General features: G+C 43.0%; 24 protein-coding genes. 12 read left to right on the top strand and 12 right to left on the bottom strand.

Annotated features, from left to right (window positions below; translation table 11 throughout):
• Window position 1: 1 nt before the first annotated feature.
• From EZ437_RS16705 to EZ437_RS16730, 6 genes are all read right to left on the bottom strand, one after another.
• Complete coding sequence (locus tag EZ437_RS16705; RefSeq protein ID WP_131597214.1) at window positions 2–1,618, bottom strand: glycoside hydrolase family 43 protein; 1,617 nt, start codon at window positions 1,616–1,618, stop codon at window positions 2–4.
• 31 nt (window positions 1,619–1,649) lie between these two features.
• A complete protein-coding gene (locus tag EZ437_RS16710) occupies window positions 1,650–4,178 on the bottom strand; it encodes a beta-L-arabinofuranosidase domain-containing protein (protein WP_131597215.1) in 2,529 nt (842 codons plus the stop codon).
• A gap of 118 nt (window positions 4,179–4,296) precedes the next feature.
• Window positions 4,297–5,145 (bottom strand): prephenate dehydrogenase, encoded by an 849-nt coding sequence (locus EZ437_RS16715; RefSeq protein WP_131597216.1) that lies wholly within the window; start codon window positions 5,143–5,145, stop codon window positions 4,297–4,299.
• Window positions 5,146–5,160: 15 nt separating this feature from the next.
• A complete protein-coding gene (locus EZ437_RS16720) occupies window positions 5,161–6,315 on the bottom strand; it encodes a pyridoxal phosphate-dependent aminotransferase (RefSeq protein ID WP_131597217.1) in 1,155 nt (384 codons plus the stop codon).
• A 105-nt stretch (window positions 6,316–6,420) separates the two neighbouring features.
• Complete coding sequence (locus tag EZ437_RS16725; protein WP_131597218.1) at window positions 6,421–7,920, bottom strand: alpha-L-fucosidase; 1,500 nt, start codon at window positions 7,918–7,920, stop codon at window positions 6,421–6,423.
• 144 nt (window positions 7,921–8,064) lie between these two features.
• On the bottom strand, window positions 8,065–8,529 hold the full coding sequence (locus tag EZ437_RS16730; RefSeq protein WP_131597219.1) for a hypothetical protein: 465 nt from the start codon (window positions 8,527–8,529) through the stop codon (window positions 8,065–8,067).
• 109 nt (window positions 8,530–8,638) lie between these two features.
• On the opposite strand from EZ437_RS16730, the gene EZ437_RS21650 reads away from it, so the two are divergent.
• From EZ437_RS21650 to EZ437_RS16740, 3 genes are all read left to right on the top strand, one after another.
• The gene (locus EZ437_RS21650) at window positions 8,639–8,806 is read left to right on the top strand and encodes a hypothetical protein (protein WP_165500446.1); all 168 of its coding nucleotides are present in this window, start codon (window positions 8,639–8,641) and stop codon (window positions 8,804–8,806) included.
• Between the two features lie 151 nt (window positions 8,807–8,957).
• The gene (locus EZ437_RS16735; protein WP_131597220.1) at window positions 8,958–9,959 is read left to right on the top strand and encodes a 2-hydroxyacid dehydrogenase; all 1,002 of its coding nucleotides are present in this window, start codon (window positions 8,958–8,960) and stop codon (window positions 9,957–9,959) included.
• Between the two features lie 85 nt (window positions 9,960–10,044).
• Window positions 10,045–12,231 (top strand): catalase, encoded by a 2,187-nt coding sequence (locus EZ437_RS16740; protein WP_131597221.1) that lies wholly within the window; start codon window positions 10,045–10,047, stop codon window positions 12,229–12,231.
• 54 nt (window positions 12,232–12,285) lie between these two features.
• On the opposite strand, the gene EZ437_RS16745 is transcribed toward EZ437_RS16740, so the two are convergent.
• Complete coding sequence (locus tag EZ437_RS16745) at window positions 12,286–12,765, bottom strand: ankyrin repeat domain-containing protein (protein ID WP_131597222.1); 480 nt, start codon at window positions 12,763–12,765, stop codon at window positions 12,286–12,288.
• A gap of 195 nt (window positions 12,766–12,960) precedes the next feature.
• Between EZ437_RS16745 and EZ437_RS16750 the strand changes: the two genes are divergently transcribed.
• Entirely contained in the window at window positions 12,961–14,601 is a 1,641-nt protein-coding gene (locus EZ437_RS16750; protein ID WP_131597223.1) for a hypothetical protein, read from the top strand.
• Window positions 14,602–14,659: 58 nt separating this feature from the next.
• Window positions 14,660–15,727, top strand: a complete 1,068-nt coding sequence (locus EZ437_RS16755; RefSeq protein ID WP_131597224.1) for an oxygenase MpaB family protein — start codon at window positions 14,660–14,662, stop codon at window positions 15,725–15,727.
• Between the two features lie 108 nt (window positions 15,728–15,835).
• Here the strand turns inward: EZ437_RS16755 and arr are convergent, their stop codons facing one another.
• Both arr and EZ437_RS16765 read right to left on the bottom strand, forming a co-directional pair.
• The gene (gene arr / locus EZ437_RS16760; protein ID WP_131597225.1) at window positions 15,836–16,270 is read right to left on the bottom strand and encodes an NAD(+)--rifampin ADP-ribosyltransferase; all 435 of its coding nucleotides are present in this window, start codon (window positions 16,268–16,270) and stop codon (window positions 15,836–15,838) included.
• 2 nt (window positions 16,271–16,272) lie between these two features.
• A complete protein-coding gene (locus EZ437_RS16765; RefSeq protein WP_131597226.1) occupies window positions 16,273–16,977 on the bottom strand; it encodes an SDR family oxidoreductase in 705 nt (234 codons plus the stop codon).
• A 170-nt stretch (window positions 16,978–17,147) separates the two neighbouring features.
• On the opposite strand from EZ437_RS16765, the gene EZ437_RS16770 reads away from it, so the two are divergent.
• Window positions 17,148–17,600, top strand: coding sequence for a DinB family protein (locus tag EZ437_RS16770; RefSeq protein ID WP_165500447.1), 453 nt, complete (start codon window positions 17,148–17,150; stop codon window positions 17,598–17,600).
• A gap of 40 nt (window positions 17,601–17,640) precedes the next feature.
• Window positions 17,641–18,432: a carbon-nitrogen hydrolase family protein gene (locus EZ437_RS16775; RefSeq protein WP_131597228.1), complete on the top strand. Its 792-nt coding sequence runs from the start codon at window positions 17,641–17,643 to the stop codon at window positions 18,430–18,432.
• Window positions 18,433–18,467: 35 nt separating this feature from the next.
• Here the strand turns inward: EZ437_RS16775 and EZ437_RS16780 are convergent, their stop codons facing one another.
• Window positions 18,468–19,418 (bottom strand): M20/M25/M40 family metallo-hydrolase, encoded by a 951-nt coding sequence (locus tag EZ437_RS16780; RefSeq protein WP_131597229.1) that lies wholly within the window; start codon window positions 19,416–19,418, stop codon window positions 18,468–18,470.
• Between the two features lie 198 nt (window positions 19,419–19,616).
• Here EZ437_RS16780 and EZ437_RS16785 point away from each other — a divergent pair, with 198 nt between their 5' ends.
• The 5 genes from EZ437_RS16785 to EZ437_RS16805 all read left to right on the top strand — a co-directional run bounded on the left by EZ437_RS16785 (window position 19,617) and on the right by EZ437_RS16805 (window position 23,831).
• Complete coding sequence (locus EZ437_RS16785) at window positions 19,617–20,087, top strand: (2Fe-2S)-binding protein (RefSeq protein WP_131597230.1); 471 nt, start codon at window positions 19,617–19,619, stop codon at window positions 20,085–20,087.
• Between the two features lie 3 nt (window positions 20,088–20,090).
• Window positions 20,091–22,265 (top strand): xanthine dehydrogenase family protein molybdopterin-binding subunit, encoded by a 2,175-nt coding sequence (locus EZ437_RS16790; RefSeq protein ID WP_131597231.1) that lies wholly within the window; start codon window positions 20,091–20,093, stop codon window positions 22,263–22,265.
• Window positions 22,266–22,374: 109 nt separating this feature from the next.
• Window positions 22,375–22,848 carry a hypothetical protein gene (locus EZ437_RS16795; protein WP_131597232.1) on the top strand — a complete coding sequence of 158 codons (474 nt, stop codon included), beginning with the start codon at window positions 22,375–22,377 and terminating at the stop codon, window positions 22,846–22,848.
• Between the two features lie 165 nt (window positions 22,849–23,013).
• On the top strand, window positions 23,014–23,328 hold the full coding sequence (locus EZ437_RS16800; protein WP_131597233.1) for a hypothetical protein: 315 nt from the start codon (window positions 23,014–23,016) through the stop codon (window positions 23,326–23,328).
• 122 nt (window positions 23,329–23,450) lie between these two features.
• Complete coding sequence (locus tag EZ437_RS16805) at window positions 23,451–23,831, top strand: PH domain-containing protein (protein ID WP_131597234.1); 381 nt, start codon at window positions 23,451–23,453, stop codon at window positions 23,829–23,831.
• Between the two features lie 80 nt (window positions 23,832–23,911).
• Here EZ437_RS16805 and EZ437_RS16810 read toward each other — a convergent pair whose 3' ends face one another.
• Window positions 23,912–24,427 carry a hypothetical protein gene (locus EZ437_RS16810; RefSeq protein WP_131597235.1) on the bottom strand — a complete coding sequence of 172 codons (516 nt, stop codon included), beginning with the start codon at window positions 24,425–24,427 and terminating at the stop codon, window positions 23,912–23,914.
• Between the two features lie 91 nt (window positions 24,428–24,518).
• A complete protein-coding gene (locus tag EZ437_RS16815; RefSeq protein ID WP_131597236.1) occupies window positions 24,519–25,019 on the bottom strand; it encodes a DinB family protein in 501 nt (166 codons plus the stop codon).
• Window positions 25,020–25,114: the final 95 nt, after the last annotated feature.

The raw sequence follows: 25,114 nt of genomic DNA on the forward strand, positions 1-25,114 counted from the left end.
TTTAATTATTTTTGAGCAGGAAATTTTTGAACACTGCCTGGTCTACCAGATCACCCTTAGCAGTAATGCCAATCCGGTAACCCATACCCCATGGTGCGTATTTAGCTGGATTAAATACATGGCTGTACAATTTAATCCACTCCCGACCAGGAGTTCTATAGTACAGATCAATCAGTTTGCAGTTGTCTCCCACCTCCATTTTCAGCTCCACCTCTCCATTTACCACGCCATCGGCCTGTTTTAGTATTTCGTAAGTTCCATCAAAAGTATTGAATACCTTATACCCATTTGTCGATACAGAAACACCAAGCGCACCTAATTCACCTGGCCATTTGCTCTTAAAGATTGTCCCGCCCAGACAAATTCCTGCATCAGCTTTGGTCACAGAAACCGTAGAACTGACGGTAAAATCTACTGTTTTTATATATTGACCAAGGAATGAACCCAAGCCATGATTAGTAGCTGAAGCACGCAAATTTAAGCCCTTATTAAAAGAATGGGTTGGCTTTTCAAACTTCGAAGGCCATTGCCATTCCAATTTCAGTGCCTTGTCTTTTGTGAAGTTATCCTCAAAATCAAGCTCAGATTTTGGCCTGTTTGCAGTAGTCTCATTGTGCAGCACCGGCCATCCATCTTCCGCTATGGTCAGTTTTTCAATCAACCCCTCACGGCCCACAAAGACATCGTAGTTTTTGTTAAATGCATGGTAGATCATATAGAAATTCCCTTCTTTTGACTCAACTACTGTTCCATGACCTGGACAGCGCCATTTTTCATTACTCGACATGATCGGGTTCTTACTGTATTTCTCCCAAACCCCGCTGGCAAGATCCTTGGTTCTTGCGATTCCGGTTTTATAATTGCATTGTGCATCGCAACATCCACCCACAGCATACATACTATAGATGTAATCGCCCATTCTAAAAAAGCATGCACCCTCTACAAGTGACGTTTCCCATGGCTGACTATTGGTATACACTTTTCTTTTTGTTCCAAGTAACTGGGTACGGGATTCGTTAATCTCCTGCATCCAGATCCAGCTTTCCTTTCCGCAGCCATTTCCGTCATTTTTCCAGAATGCATAGATCTTTCCCTTATCCTGAAATTCAAACGCGTCAATTGCACCACAATCATCTTCTATGATTACTGGGCCATTGTCGGTAAACTTGCCCGTTTCAATCTTGTCAGCGTCAATCCAGGCTACCCCACATTGTAATCCAGGATTGCCTTTCACAGCACGGTTATGAGCAGTATAATAGGCATATATACGCTTTTGCTTAGCATCGTAGGCCAATTCAGAAGCCCAGAAATTGTTTTCTCCCCACTGATCTTTCATATCTTTAAACCCTTCCGGAAATACATGGTTCACCAACTTCCAGTTTTTCAAATCGGTAGATTTATAAATGGTAAAATAAGGCGCCCATTCGTTGGTGGTAGATGTCGCGAAATAGGTATTTCCAACCCTGATAATAGAAGGATCCGGATTATCCCCTGGCAGAGCAGGATTCAAGAGTTCAGATTGTCCTGTATTTGAAGTAGTGGTACCGGAATCGGTCTTTTTTACACCACAGGAACAAAGAAAAAGAAAAGCGACAAAGTAAAAATAGGTGGTTCTCATGAATGTAAATATAAAAGAAAATTGAAAAATATTATTTATAATGAATATCCAGCACCTCAATATTATCCACTGTGGTCATCGCATTATATGCTCTCACACCAATACTGCCTGTGCTAAACTCGCTATCTGTTGCAGTTATAACAGGTTTATTATCCGCATTTACATACACCTCTATTTTGTCGCCAACTGCCTTTATTTTTACTTTATAAGTGTCTTTGATCTTCAAAGGGTATTTTGAAGAGGAGATAACGATCCACCGGTTATTACTGGATTTACCTAATTGAATCACACCAGTCATAGGGTTCAATCCCAGGTAGTATCCCTTATAGGCTTCAGAACCTATAGCCGGATCAGTCACCCTGAAAACCAGCCCGGCATCACCTGCCGTACCAACAGTCACATCTGCACTATAAACGAAATCCTTAAATTGCGTAGCAGTTGCAATAACCTTAGTACCCCCACCCGAACTTCCGTCTTCATTAAGCGCGGTATGAATGGCATTATCCCTGTAAAACCATGAGCCACCATAAATCACAAGTCCTTTTGCGGTATTATTATCGAACGTTTGTTTATATGATTTACTTGTAAAATCAGACTTGCCAATAGTAGGAAAAATACTAAGCCTTAAGTTTTCCGAACCAAAAGGGACCAAAGTAATATCTTCTGTTTTCTGATCAGAATTTACCGGACTAAAGGGTACATCAAAAGCCGCAGTCTTGTTATAATCCAACGTCCACGATGGTATTTTCCTCGCTTTGATTTTCAATTGCACAGGTGTTTGTGCCTGAATGAAGGGATTTTCCGGCATGGGCGACTTTATCACAACAATATCCCTCTCAGGCGATTTGCCGTTTAACACCAACCCGTAGTTCCATGCAGTAAGTGCTGAGATTTCACTTTCATAAAATCCCTTTACAGGATATTCCTTTATAATTTTTTTGTCCTCCCCTATCTTCAATGCATATAATAGAGGGCCGCGTTCTATACTTACCCCATTATTTACCTGATTTTTCACTACGGCTACATGCATTGGAAAGTTAAGCACTATTTTATCATTATTATTCCATGCTCTATTTATGATAAATTGCTTCCCTGCCTTTACTCCATCTATTAATTTGCCGTTTATGCTCACTGTAGGTTTCTGGCTCCATGAAGGAATTCTAAGTTTTAATGGAAATGAAGCCGGCTTATCTAAGCTTATTGTAAGACGAATTTGCTCTTCAAATGGATAATTGGTTTCTGCATCGATCTTAACCGGTATATTCTGTCCTACAACAGCATTTACCTCCATTGGCCCGTAAGCAATTACCGCCAGTCCGCCATCAGGAGTTGCCGACCAGCTATTTTTAACGAAATATGGCCAACCCATATGCATATTGTACCTGCAGCATGGATATCCGCTATAAGGACTTGGCACTATACCATTTCCATAATCCTGATTAAAGCCATGAGTACCCGGTAAACTTACCACCTGATTTGGCAGGGTATAATAGGTATGGTGTTTTAGGTCTTTTGTGAATTGAGCAGGAAGTGCGTTAAAAGCTACTTTTTCCAACTGATCACCAATATCTGTATTGTGGTTTATTCTGGCTGCTGTTTCCAAACTCTGCATCCATTCCACAACTGTACATGTTTCTACACCCTGAACAGAGCTCTTGCCAGAAGCAAACTCAGTGCCTGCGGACAAGCCCTGCGGCTGGCCGTGATCATGCATCAGGTGATCAATTCCTTTCTGCATCGCCTCAGCATAATAAGGTGAAGGGTCAACTTGTGAATATACAGCTGGGAATTTCAAAGCCTGGGCTACATTCACCATGTGCTTGGGATGATAGTCTTTGCCAAAATAAAGGAACTGATTGTTGGTATAAATATCAGCCCATGGATAGGCATGTACTTTAAGTTTGTTGACCAGATCTAATAGGTACTGCTCACCAGTTTTATTATACATCCACAAAGCGATTTCCATGTTATCACCTGCCCTGGCCTTCCCCCAATCCTTTAAGGGGTCTTTATCTAAATTTGCCAGCTGATATTTAAAGTACTTAGCCAGAAATGGAATCACTCTTTTATCATTAGTAGCTTCGTAGTAACTCTGTAAAGCATACATAAAAGGCATTCTTGGCCACCAGTCCTGCATATTTTCCGGACCGAACAAGCCACTCTCTTGTTGATGTTCCAAAGTATAGTCAATCCATTTTTGGGCTTTAATCTTCAAACCAGTATCATCCAGCGTATAAGCCAGCGCCACTACCCCCTTCAAGTAATAAGGTGCCTTTTCCCAGCTTCTCCCAGAACCGCCTAACCAATCTGCCTCATGACCTAAATCATCCTTTCCGGAATACAGTTCTTCTGCATGACCAGTAAATCCATCTTTTTGCAATTCCAGTTGCTTTAGCAACCATCCTTTGGCTTTTATACTTCCTAAAGGCAATTGGACATAAACGTCCTGTTTGAGTGGAGCACGGTTGAATTCGTAGGAATTGCGACTTGATTGCGGGCTCACCTGCGCGTTCAGAAAATTAGAAAACAATAATGCTGAGAAAAATAATGCTCTTTTCATAATTTAATATATGTAAATCAAAGCTAATATTATTTTCTACTTGGCGCCGGCCTGACGGTCTGTATCCTTGTAAATTGATACAATACGCAAAAAGGTTGATACAAAAAGTCAAAGTGATTTATTCTTTCCTATCCAGGACATCCTTAATTTTATTCGCATGTTCCATCAATTCAGTAAGGTATTCCCAATTCTCCTTCTCAATACAGGATTTAAATTTCCTGAGTTGCGAGATATGTTCGTTTAGTACATCGAGTATATTTTCCTTGTTCTGCTTGAATATAGGCATCCACATTGCCGGGCTACTTTTTGCCAGCCTGACGGTACTTTCAAAACCCGCACTGGCCAGTTCGAAGATGGCATTTTCTTCCCGCTCTTTTTCGAGTACTGTATTGGCCAGGGCAAATGAAGTAATATGCGAAATGTGGCTCACATAGGCCACATGTACATCATGGTCTTTCCCTTCCATATAGACATTGTACATGCCGAGCAGGGTATACACCTGTTCCGCAGTCGCTAGCGCATCTTTATCACATTCTGACGCGTTGCAGATCACATTCGCCCGTCCGGTGAAGGCATCTGTTGTAGCGGCTTCGGGTCCGCTGAATTCTGTACCCCACATTGGGTGGGTGGCAATGTACCGTCCTCTTTTTGGATGACCCTTTACAGCCTCCAGCAAGGCTGATTTGGTGGAGCCGGTATCCAGCACCACCTGGTGGTCCACCCGATCCAGTACCAGGGGCAACAGGGTAACACAAGCACTCACCGGGGCACTCAATATAATCAGGTCGCTGTTGGCAATAGCACTGTCCAGGTCGTTGATTTCATCTATGATTCCAAGTTCCAGTGCCTTCCGGGTATTTGCCTCCTGGTTATCTACACCGAATACTTTAGTGGCAAAACCTTTCTGTTTTAACACCAAAGCCATGGAACCACCTATAAGTCCGAGGCCGACTACTGCTATCTTCATTATTCAAAGTTAATATTATATACGTGATTTACTGATCCGGTCTATCGCCTGTTCAAACCTGGAGAGGTCGCCGCAGAGACTGATCCTGATGTAGCGGTTGCCCTGACTCCCGAATATACCGCCGGGGGTCAGGAAAACGTTTGCCCCGTACAGGATTTCATCACTAAGGGCGTAACCGTCCTTGTATTGACCCGGGATTTTTGCCCAGATGAACAGCCCTACCTGAGTGCGTTCGTAACTGCAGCCCAGCACATCAAGGATGTCGTAGACCTTATCCCTGCGTTTTGCATAGATGCTGTTTATATGACCGTACCAGTCCGCACCGAGGCTTAAGGCCTTTGCGGCGGCCAGTTGCAGTGGCATGAACATTCCACTATCCATATTGCTCTTAAACCTGAGCACTTCCTCAATCCGTTCTTTTGAACCACAAAGCACACCAATGCGCCAACCGGCCATATTGTGCGATTTGCTGAGTGAATTTAGTTCGAGTACCACTTCTTTTGCCCCCGGTACTTCCAAAAGACTCAATGGATTATCATTCAGAATAAAGCTGTATGGATTATCGTGCACCAGCAGTATGTTGTTTTCTTTCGCGAAGTGCACCAGTTCTTCAAACAAGCCAGGGGTTACCCGCTGTCCGGTAGGCATATGGGGATAGTTGACGAACATCAATTTCACCTTGCTAAGGTCGGTGGTGGCCAGGGCTTCCAGGTCGGGATACCAGTTCCGCTCTTCCTGTAGAATGTAGCTTACCGGTTTACCGCCTGCCAGTCTGACCGCACTTCCGTAGGTAGGGTAACCCGGATCTGGGATCAAAGCTTCGTCGCCTTCATCCAGATAAGTCATGCAAATGTGTACGATGCCTTCTTTTGAACCGATAAGCGGCAGGATCTCAGTGTCTGGATTGAGCGTGACCCTGTACCACTGCTGGTACCAGTCTGCAAAAGCTTGCCGCAATGCAGGGATACCTTTGTATCCCTGGTAGCCGTTTACGCCTGGTTTTGCGACTTCCTCCTGCAAGGTTTTGATCACATCAGGATGTGGTGGGAGATCGGGACTGCCGATTCCCAGGTTAATGATGTTCTTACCTTCTTTATTCAGGGATTCGATTTCCCTCAGTTTTTGGGAGAAGTAGTACTCACTAATACCCTCCAGTCTTTTTGCAATCATGTTCGGTTGATAGATTCATTCGATTAAAATCGGCCTAAAATAATGATTTTTTATTCAATTTAAAGGAAAATACATGATGCTTCCGGACTTGTTTTCATCAAATCATCAGCGCCATTTTCCGGAAAAATTAATCACATTCAGTTCATAAATTGAAGGTGGCGCTGTTGCTTTGAGCACTTTTAACCTCAACTTATTGGCCCGGTAACTAAACGGCAGTCTGATCACCTTACAATCGCCCATTGGTTCATCCGACAGATAAATGACTTTCCATTGTCCATTTTGCAAAATATCAATGCTGTATTGCTGAATCCGCGATACCCTAATCTGAGAAAATCCATCAGGCAGTCTTTTCGTATCCTGGTATTCAAAAACACTGATCTTATTAAATGAATCTGAGGGATTTAACTCAATTTCCAAATTCACTAAAGTATCTTTCGCTGCCCATCTGCTGCTCATCTTACCATCATTTATTGCGTTGCCTGCATATTGCCCATCTTTATCATCCCAAACGCTGCTGGCAGTAACCGGCCTATTCATCGAAATAAATTTACCATTTTTAGGCAGGGCTTTAGTCAAAGACAAATTAAGCCTGTTACCCAATGCTATTGCCGTATTGGCCACATACTCCCGTATCTGTCCGGTTTGGTCAGGAGGTACATTCATCACCAGACAATTGTCATTGTCCGTACACCAGTAAAACAATTCTTCCAGTTCATCCAGATCCCTGGTGGGTAATTGTTCTAATTTCTCAAACCAGTTCAGCCGTTTACTTATACAAATGGTATGTTCAAACGGCAGGTAATAAGACTTTCCGTTATGCAGGTATTGCTTCTTATCATTTTTGGTTGCAAGTTCAGGGTCCCACAAACGAAAATCGGAAGGAAAATACTGAAAGAAATACTTGTTGTCCTCAGTCATATTGGCTGGAGGTGTATAGTTGCGCTTTCCTTCTTCATTTACAATCGTATGGTTCACACTCACAGCACAGTTGGGATTGTATTTTTTCACCAAACTATAAACCTGGTCAATCCCCCATTCGGACGGTTTTTTATCCCAGCCCCCATCCAGCCACAGCTCACCAATGGTGCCGTAATTTTCAAATAACTCAGTCAACTGGTTAAGCATGTAGTCTATGTATTTTTGCGGGTCTTTATCCTTATAGGATGGCTCCTTCCTGTCCCACAAAGAATAATATACCGCAAACTGGATCCCGTATTTTTTGCAGGCGTCTGAGACGGCTTTTACCACATCTGTTTTAACCGGAGATGAGTCCACATCATACGCCGTATACTTGCTGTCCCACAGGCAAAATCCATCATGATGTTTGGTAGTCAGCAATACATACCTAAAACCAGCTCTTTTTGCAGTCAGTACCCACTGCTCAGGATCAAGATTTGTGGGGTTGTAACTCTCTATCGGTAAAGTACCATCAGACCATTCTGTATCGTTAAACGTATTGATACCAAAGTGAATAAACATACCATATCCCCTTTTTATCATCGCTTGCTGCGCCGAATTGGGTGTAGTAGCCGGCACCAACGACTGGGCTACACAATAATTAAAGGATAATGCTAAAATAAATGATGTAAATAATAAAGGCTTCATAAGGATTTCAATATAGGAATGATATCTGGTTTATCAGCTAGCTAAATTAATGCAGATACCTTTCAGATGAAATGGATTAAATAACGAAAGTCATGAACTATCCAATGAAACAATATCATTTATACAATGTGAAAAAATAATGCACTAAAACATGCGGAAATTTGGCCGGCTGGTCAGTGGTGAAAATGACCATGGAATTGAGGTTAATATCAGCAATAAGCCAACAGTAAACCAGATAGCCATAACTTTGTACTTCTGCTGATCGTCTGTCGCCTTGCTTACCTTATCTGATCCGATAGTAATGACTGCTACTGCTATTGACATCATGGTAATGTGCTCCATTCCAAAAAACCTGATCTCTCTCAGGTGTACTGCCTCGTTAAAATTATGAAGAAAATACCTCACCAGGGGGCTTATTGTATACAAAACGATACCAATGCAAAATTGAATCTGAACAACTTTTACTGTGATAATCCTGATAGTATGGTCGATACTTAAAAAGGGTATCTTTTTAAACCTGCCCCGGTACGCCCTAAAAACAGCAATGATAAGAAATATCAATACCAACCAGCGAAACAGACCGTGTAGAGGAAGCAGTATTTGATACATAATGGCAGTTTGGCAATGTAATTGCGGCAAATATATTTAGAAATTTTTAAGATACGTTGATTACTTTTACATGCCTGTATTTCCGGCAAAAAAAGCCGCTTAAACACATATGAACAACGAACAACACGCCGTACTACACCAGGACAAGACATTTACCAATATCGGGAGTACATTTAATGACAGCGACCTATTTGGTGCCGAATTTAATGGAACTACACTGGAAAAGTGCGATTTGATTTTAGGATTGCAAGAAATTTTAGCATCGCCCCGGATGTAAACAAAATGAAAAAAGCAAAGTTCGGTTTAAGAAATTTGATTGGCCTCCTAGACAGACACAATCTAAATATCGATTATGATGGGTAGCCATTAAAACTCCAGGATCAGCCCAGGGACGAAAACTAGGGCGGAAATCAATAAATATGAACAACATGAAAATCGCATTCTTTTCTGCAAAAACTTACGATAAAGACTTCTTCAACCGTCACAATCAACCATACGGATTTGAACTTCAGTTCTGGGAAACACATCTAGGACCTCACATTGTCAACGCAATTGACGAAGATACCGATGTGGTATGTGCGTTTGTAAACGACAGGCTTACTGCCGAAGTGATTGCGGTTCTGGCCTCTAAAAAAGTTAAAGTAATTGCCATGCGCTGTGCAGGTTTCAACAATGTAGATCTGGAAGCTGCTAAAACTCATAACATTCGTGTATGCAGGGTTCCCGCTTATTCTCCCGAAGCAGTGGCAGAGCATGCGATAGCAATGCTACTGACATTGAACAGAAAGACACACAAAGCCTACAATCGTGTGCGTGAACAAAATTTCTCACTTAACGGCTTGCTCGGTTTCAACCTTCATGGCAAGACTATAGGCGTAATTGGAACCGGAAAGATTGGAAAAGCTTTTTGTAAAATCATGCTTGGCTTTGGTTGCGTGGTTGTCGCCCATGATCCTTTTGAAGACAAAGAACTGATCATAATGGGTGTGCGATATCTGCCACTTAAAGCACTATTTAGCACCTCAGACGTTGTTTCGCTTCATTGCCCGCTAACCACCGAGAATAAATACCTGATCAACAAGGATACGGTTGCAACTATGAAGCCAGGTGTGACGATCATTAATACCAGCCGCGGTCAACTGTTGCATACGGATGATGTGATTACTGCATTGAAATCGGGCTATGTTACTTATCTAGGAATTGACGTATACGAGCAGGAGGAAAAATTATTTTTCAAAGACCTGTCCGGCAGCATTATCGAAGATGATAAGATTCAACGTCTAATGAGTTTCCCTAATGTGCTGGTTACCGGCCATCAGGCATTTTTCACCGAAGACGCATTATCTCAGATTGCCACTATCACATTAAACAGCATAAATGAGCTGGTAAATGGTTTGGAAGTATCAGATCCTTCAGTCATCCTTGCATAAAATATATTGAATTTTTTAAACAAAAGTAAACAGGTAATGTTGTCTTTGACACCTGGTTGATTAAACAACCTAAATCATACCTGAAATGTCAAAGAAAAACACACCTCCGAAGAAAGGGACTGAAGCTGCAATCGATAAAAAGCTCGTCCCACAGCCTGAAAATGCAAAAACCGAGAAGCTCCTGCCGCACACAGCTGATGCCACGGATGAGCAAATGACGACCAATCATGGCGTTAAGATCAGCGATGATCAAAACTCGCTTAAAGCGGGAGAGCGCGGGGCTACCCTGCTGGAAGATTTTATCCTCAGGGAAAAGATCACCCATTTTGACCATGAACGGATACCTGAGCGGATTGTACACGCACGCGGCTCGGGCGCACATGGAGTTTTTAAACTTTATGAAAGCCAGTCGGCATTTACCAAAGCACATTTTCTGAATGATATTGAAACGGAAACACCTGTCTTTGTCAGGTTCTCTACGGTGGCTGGATCAAGAGGTTCCAGCGACCTGGCCAGGGACGTCCGGGGTTTTGCTGTTAAATTTTATACTCAGGAGGGGAATTTTGACCTCGTGGGCAACAACATGCCGGTGTTCTTTATCCAGGATGCCATGAAATTTCCTGATCTGATCCATGCAGTCAAACCTGAACCGGACAATGAAATCCCGCAGGCAGCATCTGCGCACGACACTTTCTGGGATTTCATCTCACTAATGCCAGAATCTGCGCACATGATTATGTGGGCAATGAGCGACCGTGCCATCCCGAGAAGCCTCAGAATGATGGAGGGTTTTGGAGTCCATACATTCCGGTTAATCAATCAGCAGGGTGAAGCTTTTTTTGTGAAATTTCACTGGAAACCGTTATTGGGTGTCCACTCGGTCGCTTGGGATGAAGCACAGAATATATCGGGAAAAGATCCTGATTTCCACCGCCGTGACCTTTGGGATGCCATCGAATCCGGCGCCTTTCCTGAATGGGAACTCGGACTACAAATTGTCCCTGAAGCTGATGAGTTCAAGTTTGAATTTGACCTGCTTGATCCGACCAAACTAATTCCTGAAGAATTGATTCCGGTACAGCGTATTGGTAAAATGACATTGAACCGGAATCCGGATAATTTCTTTGCAGAAACAGAACAGGTTGCCTTTCATGTCGGACACATCGTTCCCGGTATCGATTTCACAAACGACCCCTTAATGCAGGGCAGATTATTTTCCTACACCGACACACAACTGATCCGCCTGGGCGGGCCCAATTTTCATGAGATCCCGATCAACCGGCCCGTAGTATCTGTACATAATAACCAGCGTGATGGCTTCATGCGACAGACCATCAACAAAGGAAAAACCAGCTATAGTCCAAATTCATTGGGAAACAATGATCCGGCACAGGTAAAAGAGGAAGATGGAGGTTTCACCAGTTATGCTGAACGCATTGATGCGAGAAAAATACGGGCCAGAAGCGACAGTTTCTTTGATCATTTCAGCCAGGCAACTTTATTTTTCAACAGCCAGTCTGAACCTGAAAAGAACCATATCATTGATGCATTGACCTTCGAACTGGGTAAAGTGAAAACGGTAACAATTCGTGAGCGCATGTTGAGTATCCTCTTCCAAATAGACGATACCCTTGCAAAGAAAGTCGCTTATGGGCTCGGCATTGAATTACCAAAAAATATTTCCTTCCCTGTCAATGGCAGTGTTCCTGCAGACGGAAAACAAGAAGATTATCAGTCGCGCAAGGGCAGCAGTAAAATCAAAGCCTCCGCTGCGCTGAGCATGGCAAATACCGTAAAAGATACCATCGAAAGCCGTAAGATAGCGATATTGGCAGCAGATGGGGTGAACGGAGATGCAATCAGTTCCCTAAAGGCAGCTTTGGAAAACGAAGGTGCCATTACCGAGATCATTGCCCCGCGCCTGGGAAATGTCCTGACCTCAGGAAAATACCAATTAACTGCAGACCAGAGCTTTCTTACTGCAGCATCCGTTTTGTTTGATGCCGTGTACATTCCGGGCGGAAAGAACAGTGTGGAGGCCCTTCTTGCTGAACCAAATGCCGTTCATTTCATCAATGAAGCATACAAACATTGTAAAGCCATCGCTGCCGATCAGGAGGCGCTTCCCTTGTTGAATGCAAGTTTTATAAAAGGACCTGAGGAAGGTGTGATTGTAGAAAATGATCATTCTGTACTAGCCAGTAAATTCCGCGCTGCTATCGCCGGCCACAGATTCTGGGAACGTGAAAAACCAAGAAAAGTACCCGCTTAACTAAAAAGCGCCTTTGAAAAACACAGGCGCTTTTTAATAGTATAAATGTTAACACTAATTTGCTGTATCCAGGATCGCAATCGCTTCAGCATTACCTTGTTGAACGGCGAGATCATACACAGAGAGACCACGAACATCCAGCAAAAATTTACTGGCACCAGATTCCAAAAGCATTTTCAGTAGTTCATGCCTGCCAAACATGGCCGCGAACATCAGCGCTGTGCCGCCATTACCATGCTGGAGATCCAGGTTTGCGCCGTTTTCGATTAGAAGTTTGGCAATCCGGTCATAACCTTTAAAGGCCACCCCCATCAAAGCCGTATTTCCTCCCAGATCCGCACCATTCACATCCGCGCCATTTTCAATAAGCAATTTTGCCGCCTCGTATTGATTATTATAACTGGCAATGATCAAAGGCGTATATCCCTTTTCATCTCTTACATTCAGGTCTTCAGCCCTGCGGATCAACTCCTTTAAAACTTCCAGATTACCTAATCTGGCTGCGTGTAGTATAACTTGAGTCGTATTTGTCATACCTTAAAAACATTTCAAATACAGAAATGTTTTCAATTCAACAGCATTTCGCCTCCTATTTCACAGAAATTCTTATGTTTGTTAGCGGGCTTAACTGCCCAGGCGCCCTTGTTATCAATGAATTCAATGAAGAAGTTAAAAACTACTACTTAACAGTAATGGTCCGATAGATTAAAAAGCACGTTAATTCCTATTATGAAGTATATACTCCTAATGTTTCTCTTTTTAAGCTGTGTACTGGTAACGAAGGCACAGAAAAAAAATAATGTAGTGATTACCGACGAGGAACAGAAAACCGCGGTTTATACCAACGAAAAGCAGGAACTGACCCTCAATGTATCACCGGGGGAGATTCGTAAATTTAAAGTGGCCGGACTGGTCCGATACAGTGATTTCGGTGCCAAACGTGACGGAAAGACGGATGACATAGATGTGATTGCGGCAACTCATGCTTTTGCTAACCTGTTCAACCTTCGGGTTAAAGCAGACGCTGGAGCCACCTATTATATTGGAGGGAAGGAGCGCACGGCAGTTATCGAGACAAATACTGATTTCGGAACAGCCGCCTTCATCATTGATGACACCGACGTAAAAAACCGCAATGCGCCAGTTTTCACAGTGAGTTCGGGTCTTAAACCGTTTAAACTGAAAACGATATCCTCATTAAAGAAGAACCAGAAAAAAATCGACCTGCCTTTACCCGGCCCTTATTTAATCACGGTCACGAATTCCAACGTAAAACAATACATCAGGTTTGGGCTAAACCAAAACAATGGCTCTTCACAGACCGATATCTTTGTCGTAGACAAAAACGGCAATGTAGATATGAACGCCCCGATCATTTGGGATTTCGAACAGATCACGGATATCACCGCTCTGCCCATTGATGAGGATCTTTTGAAGATCACCGGAGGCCATTTCACCACAATTGCCAATAAAGCTGAATCAAACTACGCCTATTATAGCCGGAACGTCACAATCAGACGATCTCACGTGCTTGTTGAAGGGCTACAACACCACATTCGGGGCGAAGGAGACCATGGTGCGCCATATGGCGGCTTTATCAACATCAACGACTGTGCCTATGTAACCATAAAAAATACCATTCTGACCGGACACCGAACCTATAGTACGATCGGTGCAGCGGGCAAACCTGTCACAATGGGCACCTACGATCTTTCTGTAAACCGTGCGCTTAACATATCTTTTGTGAACTGCAGCCAGACCAATGACATCAACGACACCAAGTACTGGGGTATTTTGGGTTCAAACTTTTGCAAAAATCTGCTTTACGATGGCTGTACCCTCTCCCGGTTTGATGCCCACCAGGGAGTTGCCAATGCCACCATTCGCAACTCAACACTTGGACACATGGGAATCAATGCCATTGGTAGCGGACGCCTTACTATTGAGAATTCCACCATCCGCGGGAGGAGCTTTGTCAACCTGCGCTCCGACTATGGCAGTACATGGCAGGGAGAACTGGTGATCCGCAACTGTGTCTTTGTACCGGCCGGCGGCAAACCGATCAGTGCATCCCTGATAAGTGGATCCTATTCAGGTCAGCATAATTTCGGCTATACATGCTATATGCCGGAACTGATCACCATTGAAAATCTCCGGATTGACGACTCCGCGCATCCGGACAATTATCAGGGGCCTGCCATTTTCAGCAATTTCAATCCGGAAATGACAGACGATGCCTACCAGGAAAAGTACCCCTATGTAAAAACCAAAAAGGTCACCCTCAGGAACGTGATAACTGCAAGTGAGAAAGCGTTGAGGATCAGCGACAATCCTTTCATGTTTAAGGATGTAAAGGTTGAAACTAATTAATTTCTACAACTTTTATACCGTTACAAACGTTATATTGTCTTAACTGTAATGCACTTTAATGACGTTGGCTCCAGGAATTAATAATAATGTATTTTTAAATAGTAAAAGATTGCTGGCAGATCCTGCTGCCGACCATTTTATTCAGGAAGTATTTGCCGATCCCGTTAAAAAAGCGGACCTGCGAAAATGGTTGGGCAATGAGCCTGGAAAAAGCGAACTTGAATGGATAAAAAACCATTACCCTGATGTTAAATTTATTCAACAGGCAAACATATTGCCCGCCTGGGCCGATCAACAGCTCATGAGGCGAGGTTCGGCATTATTTGTTCGGCATTCAGAAATGGTGATGAACCTGCTCGGCCTTTTGTCCTTGCCTTATTGCTATACAGCGGCAAACGGTGCGATGGTATTGTACCTGTCAGAGCTAATCACTAGGCAGACTACTAAGCGGCTTTTTGATACTGCCATATTTGTCTGGGAAGTCATGGGACCCGATGCATATGAGGAAACAGGGAGTGCGTATACAGAAATTTTGAAGATCCGTATTATCCACGCCGCGGTACGGTACCATACCTTGCGAAGCGAAAAATGGGATCATACCTGGGGGACACCTATCAATCAGGAAGATATGGCAGGCACCAATCTGTCTTTTTCCTTAATAGTGACCCGGGGTATGAAGAAGTTGGGCATTAAAGTGTCCCCAGAGAACGAAGAGGCATTTTTGCATGTATGGTCAGTGATAGGTTATCTAATGGGACTGGACGAAGACCTCATTCCCAAAAATAAACGGGAAGCAGATAATTTAGACCTCGCCATCAAGAACCGCGAATTTCGTGCGTCAAGCCATGGCGCCGAACTTACACAATCACTCGTCAACCACATTATGTCGGTCAATACGAGTAAAGCAACTGCTGATGATATCATTGGCCTGATGCGTTATTTATTGGGCGACGAAATAGCGGACATGCTTGCTATGAAGAAAGTGGCGCTGCCAGCCTATAAACTTATGCTGCTAAAGAGCTTGAATTTCTTAAAGCAGCTCAAGCCACATGGCCCTGTTGGTACATCATACAATAAGTCTTATACAGCCTTTAAAGCACTAAATCCGACATTCAGATCCGCCTGATATGCTATCCAGCTGACACATAATATCCTCCCGGTCTCCTATCCAAGCTGCTACATTCGAGAAACCAAAGGACTTCTAATCGATTTAGCGGCACAACTACAACCCTGATCATTCTTCAATCACCACATTACCCTGCGCTTTCCTATCTTCCAGTCCCTGTTTCATCGCCTGTACGTCTTGCAGGGAATGACTTTGCCACACTGCCACTTCTCCGATCACCTTAAAAGGCTGCAACGAGCGATAAGACATCGTTGGATTACCTGGAAACCTCTTATTGGTCACATTCGGATCGTCCTCCAGCTCCCCGGTTGCCTCCACCAGGTAAATCCTTTCCCGCCCCTCACCCAAAGCAAGCTCCGCTCCCCAGATGGCAGCATTAAGTGTGGCTGACAGGTAAATATGTTTCAATTTCCTATCCACAAAATTTGAGTCAAACCCGGTTGAGATCAAATCCCCTATTTTCAGATCTGCTTTCGTACCGTGAAAATAAGTTTGTCTAAAGATCGGAACAGTGACAGCACTTTTAGTCAGTTTATCCTTCATAGTTATTTGGTCTGTGTCGGCCGTACCTCGATTTTACTTGGCAATACATTTGGATTCATATTCAGTAAATTAACAATGATTTCACCAATATCTGCTGGTTGTATTTTCCAGGAATCGGCTTCATTTGGCACATGATCAGCGAAATGAGACGTTACCGAACCCGGCATAATAGTGGTCGACTTTATCCCATATTCCCTTAAATCCAGCATCGCCGCCTGCGTAAAACCCACAACACCAAATTTTGAAGCGTTATAACCCGATCCACCTGCGAAAAAATTCGTACCTGCCAGGCTCGCAATAGTTATATAATAGCCTTTATTCAGTTTGAGCTGCTCCACTCCTGCTTTAAGCGTATGAAAGACACCCGTTAGATTGGTAGCTATCATCGCGTTCCAATCCTCGAGACTTAACTGATCAACAGGGGCAAACTTCCCTACTCCTGCATTAGCAATGAGGATGTCCAGCCGACCGAACTTTTCTACAATCTGTTCTACTGCACGGGCTTCATCTTCAAAGTTTGATACATCCGAAGCGATCGCCAATACATTTTCTGAACGGAGTTCTTCCCGGGCCCGTTGCACGTCTTCCAGTTTGCGTCCTGAAATGGCTACTTTCAACCCAGCTTCTACCAATGCTTTAGCAATTCCAAAACCTATACCTTTTGTTCCGCCGGTAACGTAAACTACTTTATTACTTAAATCTTGCATATTAAATCGTTCTATGGGCCTTGAAAAATATTTAGTTCTCCCAAGTTCATCTAAAGATAAAAATATCAACATCTAAAAGCAAATTAACAGGCAGATATGCGGTGCCGATGAGAATTTCCGAGTTTTATTATTATAGAGGTTATTTTAACAGAAATTCTTATATTAACTTGATGTTACTAAAACTTTGTGAATACAATAACTGGGCAAATTCATTATTGCTGAATACCCTATCAGAGGCGGCAGAGAAACATGCTGCACCCATTCCAGACTATTGCATTAAACTTTTGAGCCACATCGCCAATACACAAGGAATCTGGACGAGTCGTATCCACGGCACTGTCCCCGGGCTGAGCGTATGGCAGGAGCATGACCTTGATACCTGCAGAAGTTTGCTTGCAGAGACTGGAAATGAGCTCAAGGACATCGTGAAAAATGATTCAGCGAAGGACCGTATCGTTAAATACAAAATCTCGACAGGGGCCATTTTTGAAACATCAATTAATGATATATTATTTCATGTTTTCAATCACGGCACTTATCACCGTGCACAGATCGCTAAAGAAATGAAGGATAACGGATTACAACCGGCTAATACAGATTATATACAGTTCGTAAGATCTTGATAGCTTTTCATTTATTTTTATAAAACTTATATTTAAGCGTATGAGAATCGCATTGGCCACTCCTCCCATTCCAACATCTTTAGCTAAGGGCTTGGTATGGTTGGAAACCCTAGTTAAGCAGGCTGCCGAAGCAGGGGCCGAGATCGTTTGCTTTCCAGAGTCATATCTACCGGGATATCCGGGAATGGGGTACACTCCTGAAGATAGAACGCAAATAAAGTTACAGCAAGCACTAGACGCCGTGCGTTACATTGCAGTGCAAAATGCTATCGCAATTATCATACCCATGGATTGGCATAGCGCGACCGGTCTGCAAAACTTAGCATTTGTAGTATCATCGACGGGAGAAGTGCTGGGTTACCAGACAAAGAATCAATTAGATCCAACTGAAGACGAAATCTGGATTGCAGGGACGAACAGGAAGCTGTTTGAAGTGAATGGTCTAAAGTTTGGCATAACAATATGTCATGAAGGCTTCAGGTATCCTGAATCTGTGAGATGGGCAGCGCAGAACGGAGCGGCAATTGTCTTTCACCCACATTTCACTGGCGGTAATGAGCAGGGAGTACAACTTCAGGAATGGGGTAAAAAAGAAAATCCATATTATGAAAAAGCAATGATGATGCGGGCAATTGAAAATACCATTTATTTTGCCAGCGTAAACTATGCCTCAACATATACAGAATCTGCAAGTTCGGTAATTGATCCCAATGGAAGTTGCATCGTTAACAGCGGTTATGGAAAGGAAGGTATTATTATCGCTGACATAGAACCCGTAAGGGCAACGGGAATTTTGGCGAAACGCTTCAAAAATGAGTTATATAACACGTAATTTTTCCATGAACTTAGTATAGACAGAAGCAGCACCTACTCTATCTTTTTATCAGTATTCCTAAATGGAATTACCTCCATTTTCAAACTGCCGTCAATAACTGCTTTTTCCAGATTTAAAATTCCTTGTAATGAACTGAAATCAATTCTATCAGCATCATCAGTAGGTTTGTGATAATCGGGATGTCCACCTGTATGAAAAAACAAAACAGGAACATCCTTTTCATAAAATGATGTCTGATCCGAGCCTCCCCGCCCTTCATAACCAGTATAGAATTTTACAAATCGTTGAGGATTAATGCCCTTAAAAATCGTTTCAAAAGCAGGTGAAGTCCCAAAGCCAATAATCGAGACTCCTGTTTCTTTATTCAATCGCCCAATCATATCCATGTTTAACATCCAATGGATTTTGTTTAAATCATAAGTGGGATGTTGCACAAAATAGCGTGAACCGACCAGTCCTAATTCTTCCGCACCAAAGGCGATGAATAAAAAATTTACGGGTTCTTTCACTTTATTTTGACTATAAATTCGAGCCAACTCCAACAAACCTGCTACACCGGAAGCATTGTCATCAGCGCCATTGTGTATGATTCCATAGCTGTCATTAGCTAATGAACTACCTTGCTTTCCTTCTCCTAAATGGTCGTAATGTGCACCAATTATAATGGTTTTTGAGGCATTATTATCCAAAAATCCGATGACATTTCGCGCAGGCCGAATGCTGTCCGGAACTTTTACTTTTCGGATTTTAGCGTCAAATGATTGAAAATAGCCTTCTTCACCCAAAGGTTTCAATTGATATGTTTTGAATTTTCTCTCAATATACTTTGCAGCTTTCAGATTTTGCTTACTCCCTGTTCCCCGCCCTTTCATTTTATCACTTGCTAAGAAATAAACGTGCTCTTTAAGATTTTTAGTTTCAATTTCTTGAGCATAAGATTTTAGGCCAACAAATAAAAAGAGGAATGCAATTAAATACTTCATTAACCAATATTATTAACTATAATTATTCAGACCAAAAATAGAGAAAAGAAATTAGAGCAGCGGGAATTCCCGACGAAAAAACCCGCCCCACCCACTTGGCGGCTTCAGATGTCTTCCGTCAAACGGAATTTAGATGATATTCCATAATTTTATTATCTTAGGTCCAGCCGGTTTAACCAGATCGGTTGGACCTTCACCATGAGCAATGTAGTATTAAATGTAAACGGCCAAACACATCGCCTGGATATAGATCCGGCAACACCGCTATTGTATGTACTGCGCAATCAGCTGTACTTAAACGGTCCAAAATTTGGTTGCGGAATGCAGCAGTGTGGGGCCTGTATGGTTTTAATTGATGGCAAAGCCCAGTATAGCTGTACGATGCCTGTTTCCTTGGCTGAAAAAAAGCTCATCACTACATTAGAAGGATTGGCTTCAACACAAGGCAAGCTTCATCCTGTGCAACAAAGTTTCCTTGATGAGCAGGCGGCACAATGCGGTTATTGCTTAAATGGGATGGTCATTTCGGCGGTCGGCTTGCTAAATACTTCTGTTCATTTGGATGATGCTGCCATTAAAAAAGGGATGCAGCGGGTGCTTTGCCGCTGCGGTTCGCAGGCGAGGGTAATGCGGGCAATAAAGCGTGCGATACCCACCAATAAGAAATAACACATGACAACAAACAGGAGAAGTTTCATTAAAGCAGCTGGAAGTCTTACGGTAATGTTCTCATTAGAGTATACCGGTTTACTGGCTTCGGCACTGACAATGAATAATCTTGAATTACCGGAGGTGTTGCGGCGTAACCCTTCTCTAAGTGCATGGCTGCAGGTATTGACCAACGGCTCCGTGCGTGTATTTACTGGTAAAGTGGAACTAGGCCAGGGTCTGTGTGGTGCTATTGCCCAGGTAACAGCTGAGGAACTTGACCTGAAAGCTGACAAGGTTGAAGTGGTAATAGCCGATACCCGCCGTACGCCTAATGAAGGTTTCACAGGTGGGAGTTTTTCTACAGAGAACAGTGTGTTGTCGATCAGATATGCAGCTGCAGCGGCACGTCGGGAGTTATTGGATCTGGCAGCTGCGGTTTTAATGGCTCCTGCCGAGGAGCTGCAGATGGCTGATGGAAAAGTAAGCTTTAAATCCGGCGGACGCTCGCTGTCTTTTTTTGAACTGCTTGAAGGAAAGAAGCTAAAGTCAGAAATACGTCTGCCTCTTCAGTTAAAACCAAAAGAGCAATACCGGATATCTGGTAAATCTGTACATCGGGAAGACTTTAAACAAATGGTTGTTGGTGCGGAAATGTATATCCAGGACCTGCGGTTTCCCGGAATGGTACATGCACGCACAATAAGCCCTCCTTCCTACGATGCCAGACTTATATCCCTTGATGAGGCCGGCCTTAACAAAGTGGCTCCGGTATTAACAGTAATAAAGGACGGTAGTTTCATTGCAGTGATCTGTGAGGACGAATACCAGACCGTTAAGGCACAACAGCACCTTTCTGCACAAGCCAAATGGTCTGTATCTCAGAAAACGACATCGGCAAAGTCCATGCCTGAACTGCTCAAAAGCCTTACTGTCATAACCAGTAAAGTTAAAACTGCTTCAATAGTTTTCCCTGAAGAAGCTAAAACAATAAAAGCGGCATATTATAAACCTTATGTGATGCACGGTGCGATTGCACCCTCCTGTGCGGTGGCTCGCTATAAAGATGGTTTGCTGGAAATATGGACCCATAGTCAGGGCGCTTACCCGCTGCGGGATACCATCAGCAGCCTGGTCAAAATTCCCACTCCCCAAATACATGTAACTTGTATACGAGGATCGGGCTGTTATGGGCATAACGGTTCGGATGATGCGGCTGCAGAAGCTGCTCTGATTGCTGTTGCCTTTCCAGGCAGGCATATACGGTTGCAATGGTCACGTGAACAGGAACATTCCTGGGAACCTTATGGTACCGCTATGTATATGGAATTAGAAGCTATTTTAGCCATGGATGGCAGAATCGCCCATTTCCGAAACTCAGTTTGGTCTGACGCTCATTATATCCGGGGCAATCCAGGCTATCTTAATCTTGAGGGATTGCGTGCGAATCCCGTCGTGCAGAAGGCAAACCCGGCGGGTTCAGGTGGGTACCGAAATGCAGATCTGTATTATGCGGTGTCTAACCAGACTGTTACCGCAAATTTCTTTAACGGCCCCCTTCGCACTTCCAACCTCCGCAGTCTTGGATCGTATGCCAACCTTTTTGCAGTGGAATCTTTTATGGATGAGCTGGCAGCGCAGGCAGGCATTGATCCTTTTGACTTCAGGATAATGCACCTCGAAGACAAGCGGGCCATCGAAGTTTTGGAGAGATTGAAGCGCACAGTAATCACGCTTCCCAAAGAAAAAAATGCAGCCATAGGTATTGCCTTTTCAAGGTATAAGAATAGTGCAGCATATATTGCTGTTGCAGCACAGGTAAAAGTGCATCCCTCAACATTTAAAATCACTCCGGTAAAACTATGGGCTGTAGTGGATGTCGGTGAAGTCATTAGTCTGGACAGCGTAATCAACCAGATAGAGGGAGGTATGATCCAGGCAACAAGTTGGACCCTTTTTGAAGAAGTCAGGTTTGAGCAGAAAACGGTAAACAGCCGCAATTGGGCATCCTATCCTATCATTCGGTTTAATGATATCCCGGAAGTAGAGGTGGAAGTCATCTCACGTCCAAATGAAAAACTGCAGGGTGTTGGAGAGATCGCCATGTGTGTTACACCAGGAGCAATTGCTAATGCTATTAACCGGGCTTGTGGAAAACGAATCAGGAATTTGCCCGTAGGTGAACAGCTAAAGCTTTAAATAAGAAGCACTTTCCTCTGGATCTACAGCGTCTAAAATCCATGGATGCTCTTGAGCGATGCCAGACAAAAAAAATTGCTATCTTCGAGCAAAACATAATTAATTAGCCATGAAAAACTTACTTACCTATTTCGCAGTATTTGTATCTGCATTCTTGCTGAGCTGTAATCAAAGTACCGAAAAAAATAAGCAAGCAGGCGAAATAAAAATGGCTTTAGATTCCTCCAAAATGGAGTGTTATCAAGCCATAGACGGTGTAGATACCGGATCATTAAAGTTATCAACGGACGCCAAAGGTAAAGTTACAGGCCCATTAATTATCAATTATTTAGACAAAGGAGATAGCAATGGACAGATAGACGGTAATTTCCGGGGAGATACGCTCTTTGCACATTATACGTTCAAGATTGGGAGCAATAAAACCACTTACAAAAATCCACTTGCTTTCCTAAAAAAGGACGGTAAACTGATTCTTGGCGTCGGACAAATCGAAACTTTCCTCGGCGTATCCCGATTTGTAAAAGGCAAGCCCATCAGCTTTGAAAGAGGCAGGTTTAGCTTTGTCCCTGTAGATTGCAAATAGCAAGCGGGATATTCCGAAGCATGCTGTTCGAGAAACCGTTATGGGTAGATGAGGAATACCCATCAAAAAATTCACGGCGTTTCCGGAAAATGAAGTGATGAAAAAAGTAATTAATGGGATATTGTATATTATTTTCAATATTTTCACCTTAAATTAACCAATCTCATGAAATATCTTAGTACGCTCATTTTGGCCCTTTTTGTATCTATTACAGGAGCACAAACCATAGACAAGCCAAAGATTGAATTTACCACTTCTGGTATCCACCATATAAATAAAATAACCTTAACTGATACCGCAACGGTTGTTGAAGTAAAAGTCCTCTTTTTACCAAATTGGTGGTCCACATTTAGCGATAAGGCATATCTTGAAAATTCCGAAACCGGAGATAAGTATACCGTAAAAGCTATAGAAGGTGCTAGTTTTGATAGTCGATACCAGTTTCGGCAAGAACACCTCTGCTGGTATCCCCAGGAATAATCTTAAGGCTTTTGCCATCTTTCCAGGGGGCTAGCCAGATATGATTTCCGGCCTTACGTTACCCATACCCATGTAACAATTACCTCCCACCCTATTCTAACTACAAACAACCAATACAAAACATGGGAATATTTTCAGCCCTGATGGGCAATGCCGGAGCAGTAGATCAGAAAGAGCTTTTAAAAAATTTCGGAACATTGTTGATTGACAATGAAGAGATTGAACTGGGTTTCAAACTGATCCGTGATACGTTTATTTTTACCAACAAGCGGCTCATCATTGTAGATATACAAGGGCTTACAGGTAGTAAAACGGAATACGTCTCCATCGCTTATAAATCGATCTCCAGATTCAGCGTAGAAACTGCAGGAACATTTGACCTCGATGCCGAACTGAAAATCTGGATCTCCAGCGAGACCTCGCCAAGTATTAGAAAAAAGTTCAATAAATCAGTGAATGTATTCGAAGTTCAGAAGGTACTGGCTTACCACGTACTTGGCTAGTACGCTAATATCAGCTACTTCAAGTACCTTTTCTGTATAGGCTGAACCGCTACCTTCGATGAGCTTCAGTGGCCCATGAATTAGGGTGCTTCCGTCTGAAAGACCGGCTTGCTGGTATTTTGTAATTTAAGCGCATGATTGAAATTAGGAAAAAGCAGTTTGATCTTCTCCTTGTCCATATTTCCTGCTGAAATATAGGTCCAGTTTTTTCCTCCATCGGAACTGATACAGAGTAATGGTGTCTCCGCAGTCAGGTATCCGCCGGTTACTTTCATAACGGTAGTCTGGGGTATGACGCAATGAAGCTCTTTCCCTGCTTTATAGATTTTGCCGGGTTCGTGTAGCTTAACGCTGTGAAAACTGACATTACTTTCTTTCATCTGCTTCATTCCGGTTTTGATGGTGGCAGTCATTTTTGCCATTCCGCCTCCGAGCACTACTGCTTTTGGATAAGTATATTTTAATAGTGTCGCATAATCTTCTTTCATGGTAGCATCCAACAGCTTCTGCGCGGTCGCTTTCATTTTAGATGTGTCCTGGGCTATTGTGTTGAGTGTGGTAGTACACAGGACCAGGAAGAGCACTATATGTTTCATTTTCTAAATTTTCTGCAAAATACAGATTACGATGCTTACAGAACGAATTTTTGTAAAACCACCAACTTGCTCCTTATACTGAAAAGTACTATCAACTTGGCGCTTCCATGCCAAACTCTGCCCATTCTTCTTTGGAAGGACCATACAATCCTGGTACTGGTAAGCCAAGCAGACGCATGATGACCGTCATCTGTCCACGGTGGTGACTTTGGTGATTAATGAGTACCCTAAGTACCGTTCCTTTTGTCCAACTGTCTCCGTACATTTCTACCTGGTCTTCCAGCCTGGAATCTGTCCATTTGGTATGTACCGCTTTTGCTAGGCGCTCGCTATAATCCTGGTAACAGGCTGCCATCGCGATAGCACTGTCTGGAGTAGATGCCTGTTCCAGCAAGTCGGCATCAAATAAGCCAGCTTTGTGGCCCATCTCTGTCAAGGTCTGTGTTAGGTGCCACGCCAGCCGTTCCAGACTTCGAACATTTTCATGGATCGTTTTATTTACGGTCTCATCTGTCAGCAAATTCATAATCTTAAGGGTTCCTTCCCTTTCGTATTGCCAATCAGTTATAAAATCAGTGATGCTTCTGTACATAATTTTTATTTGTTAGGAACTGTAAAGCTATTAAATTTTTAACTAATTTATTTAGTATTTTCTTCTTTTTTATAACTAAATATTTTAGTTTTGTA

The organism is Pedobacter psychroterrae (assembly GCF_004331695.1).
Lineage (GTDB): Bacteria > Bacteroidota > Bacteroidia > Sphingobacteriales > Sphingobacteriaceae > Pedobacter > Pedobacter psychroterrae.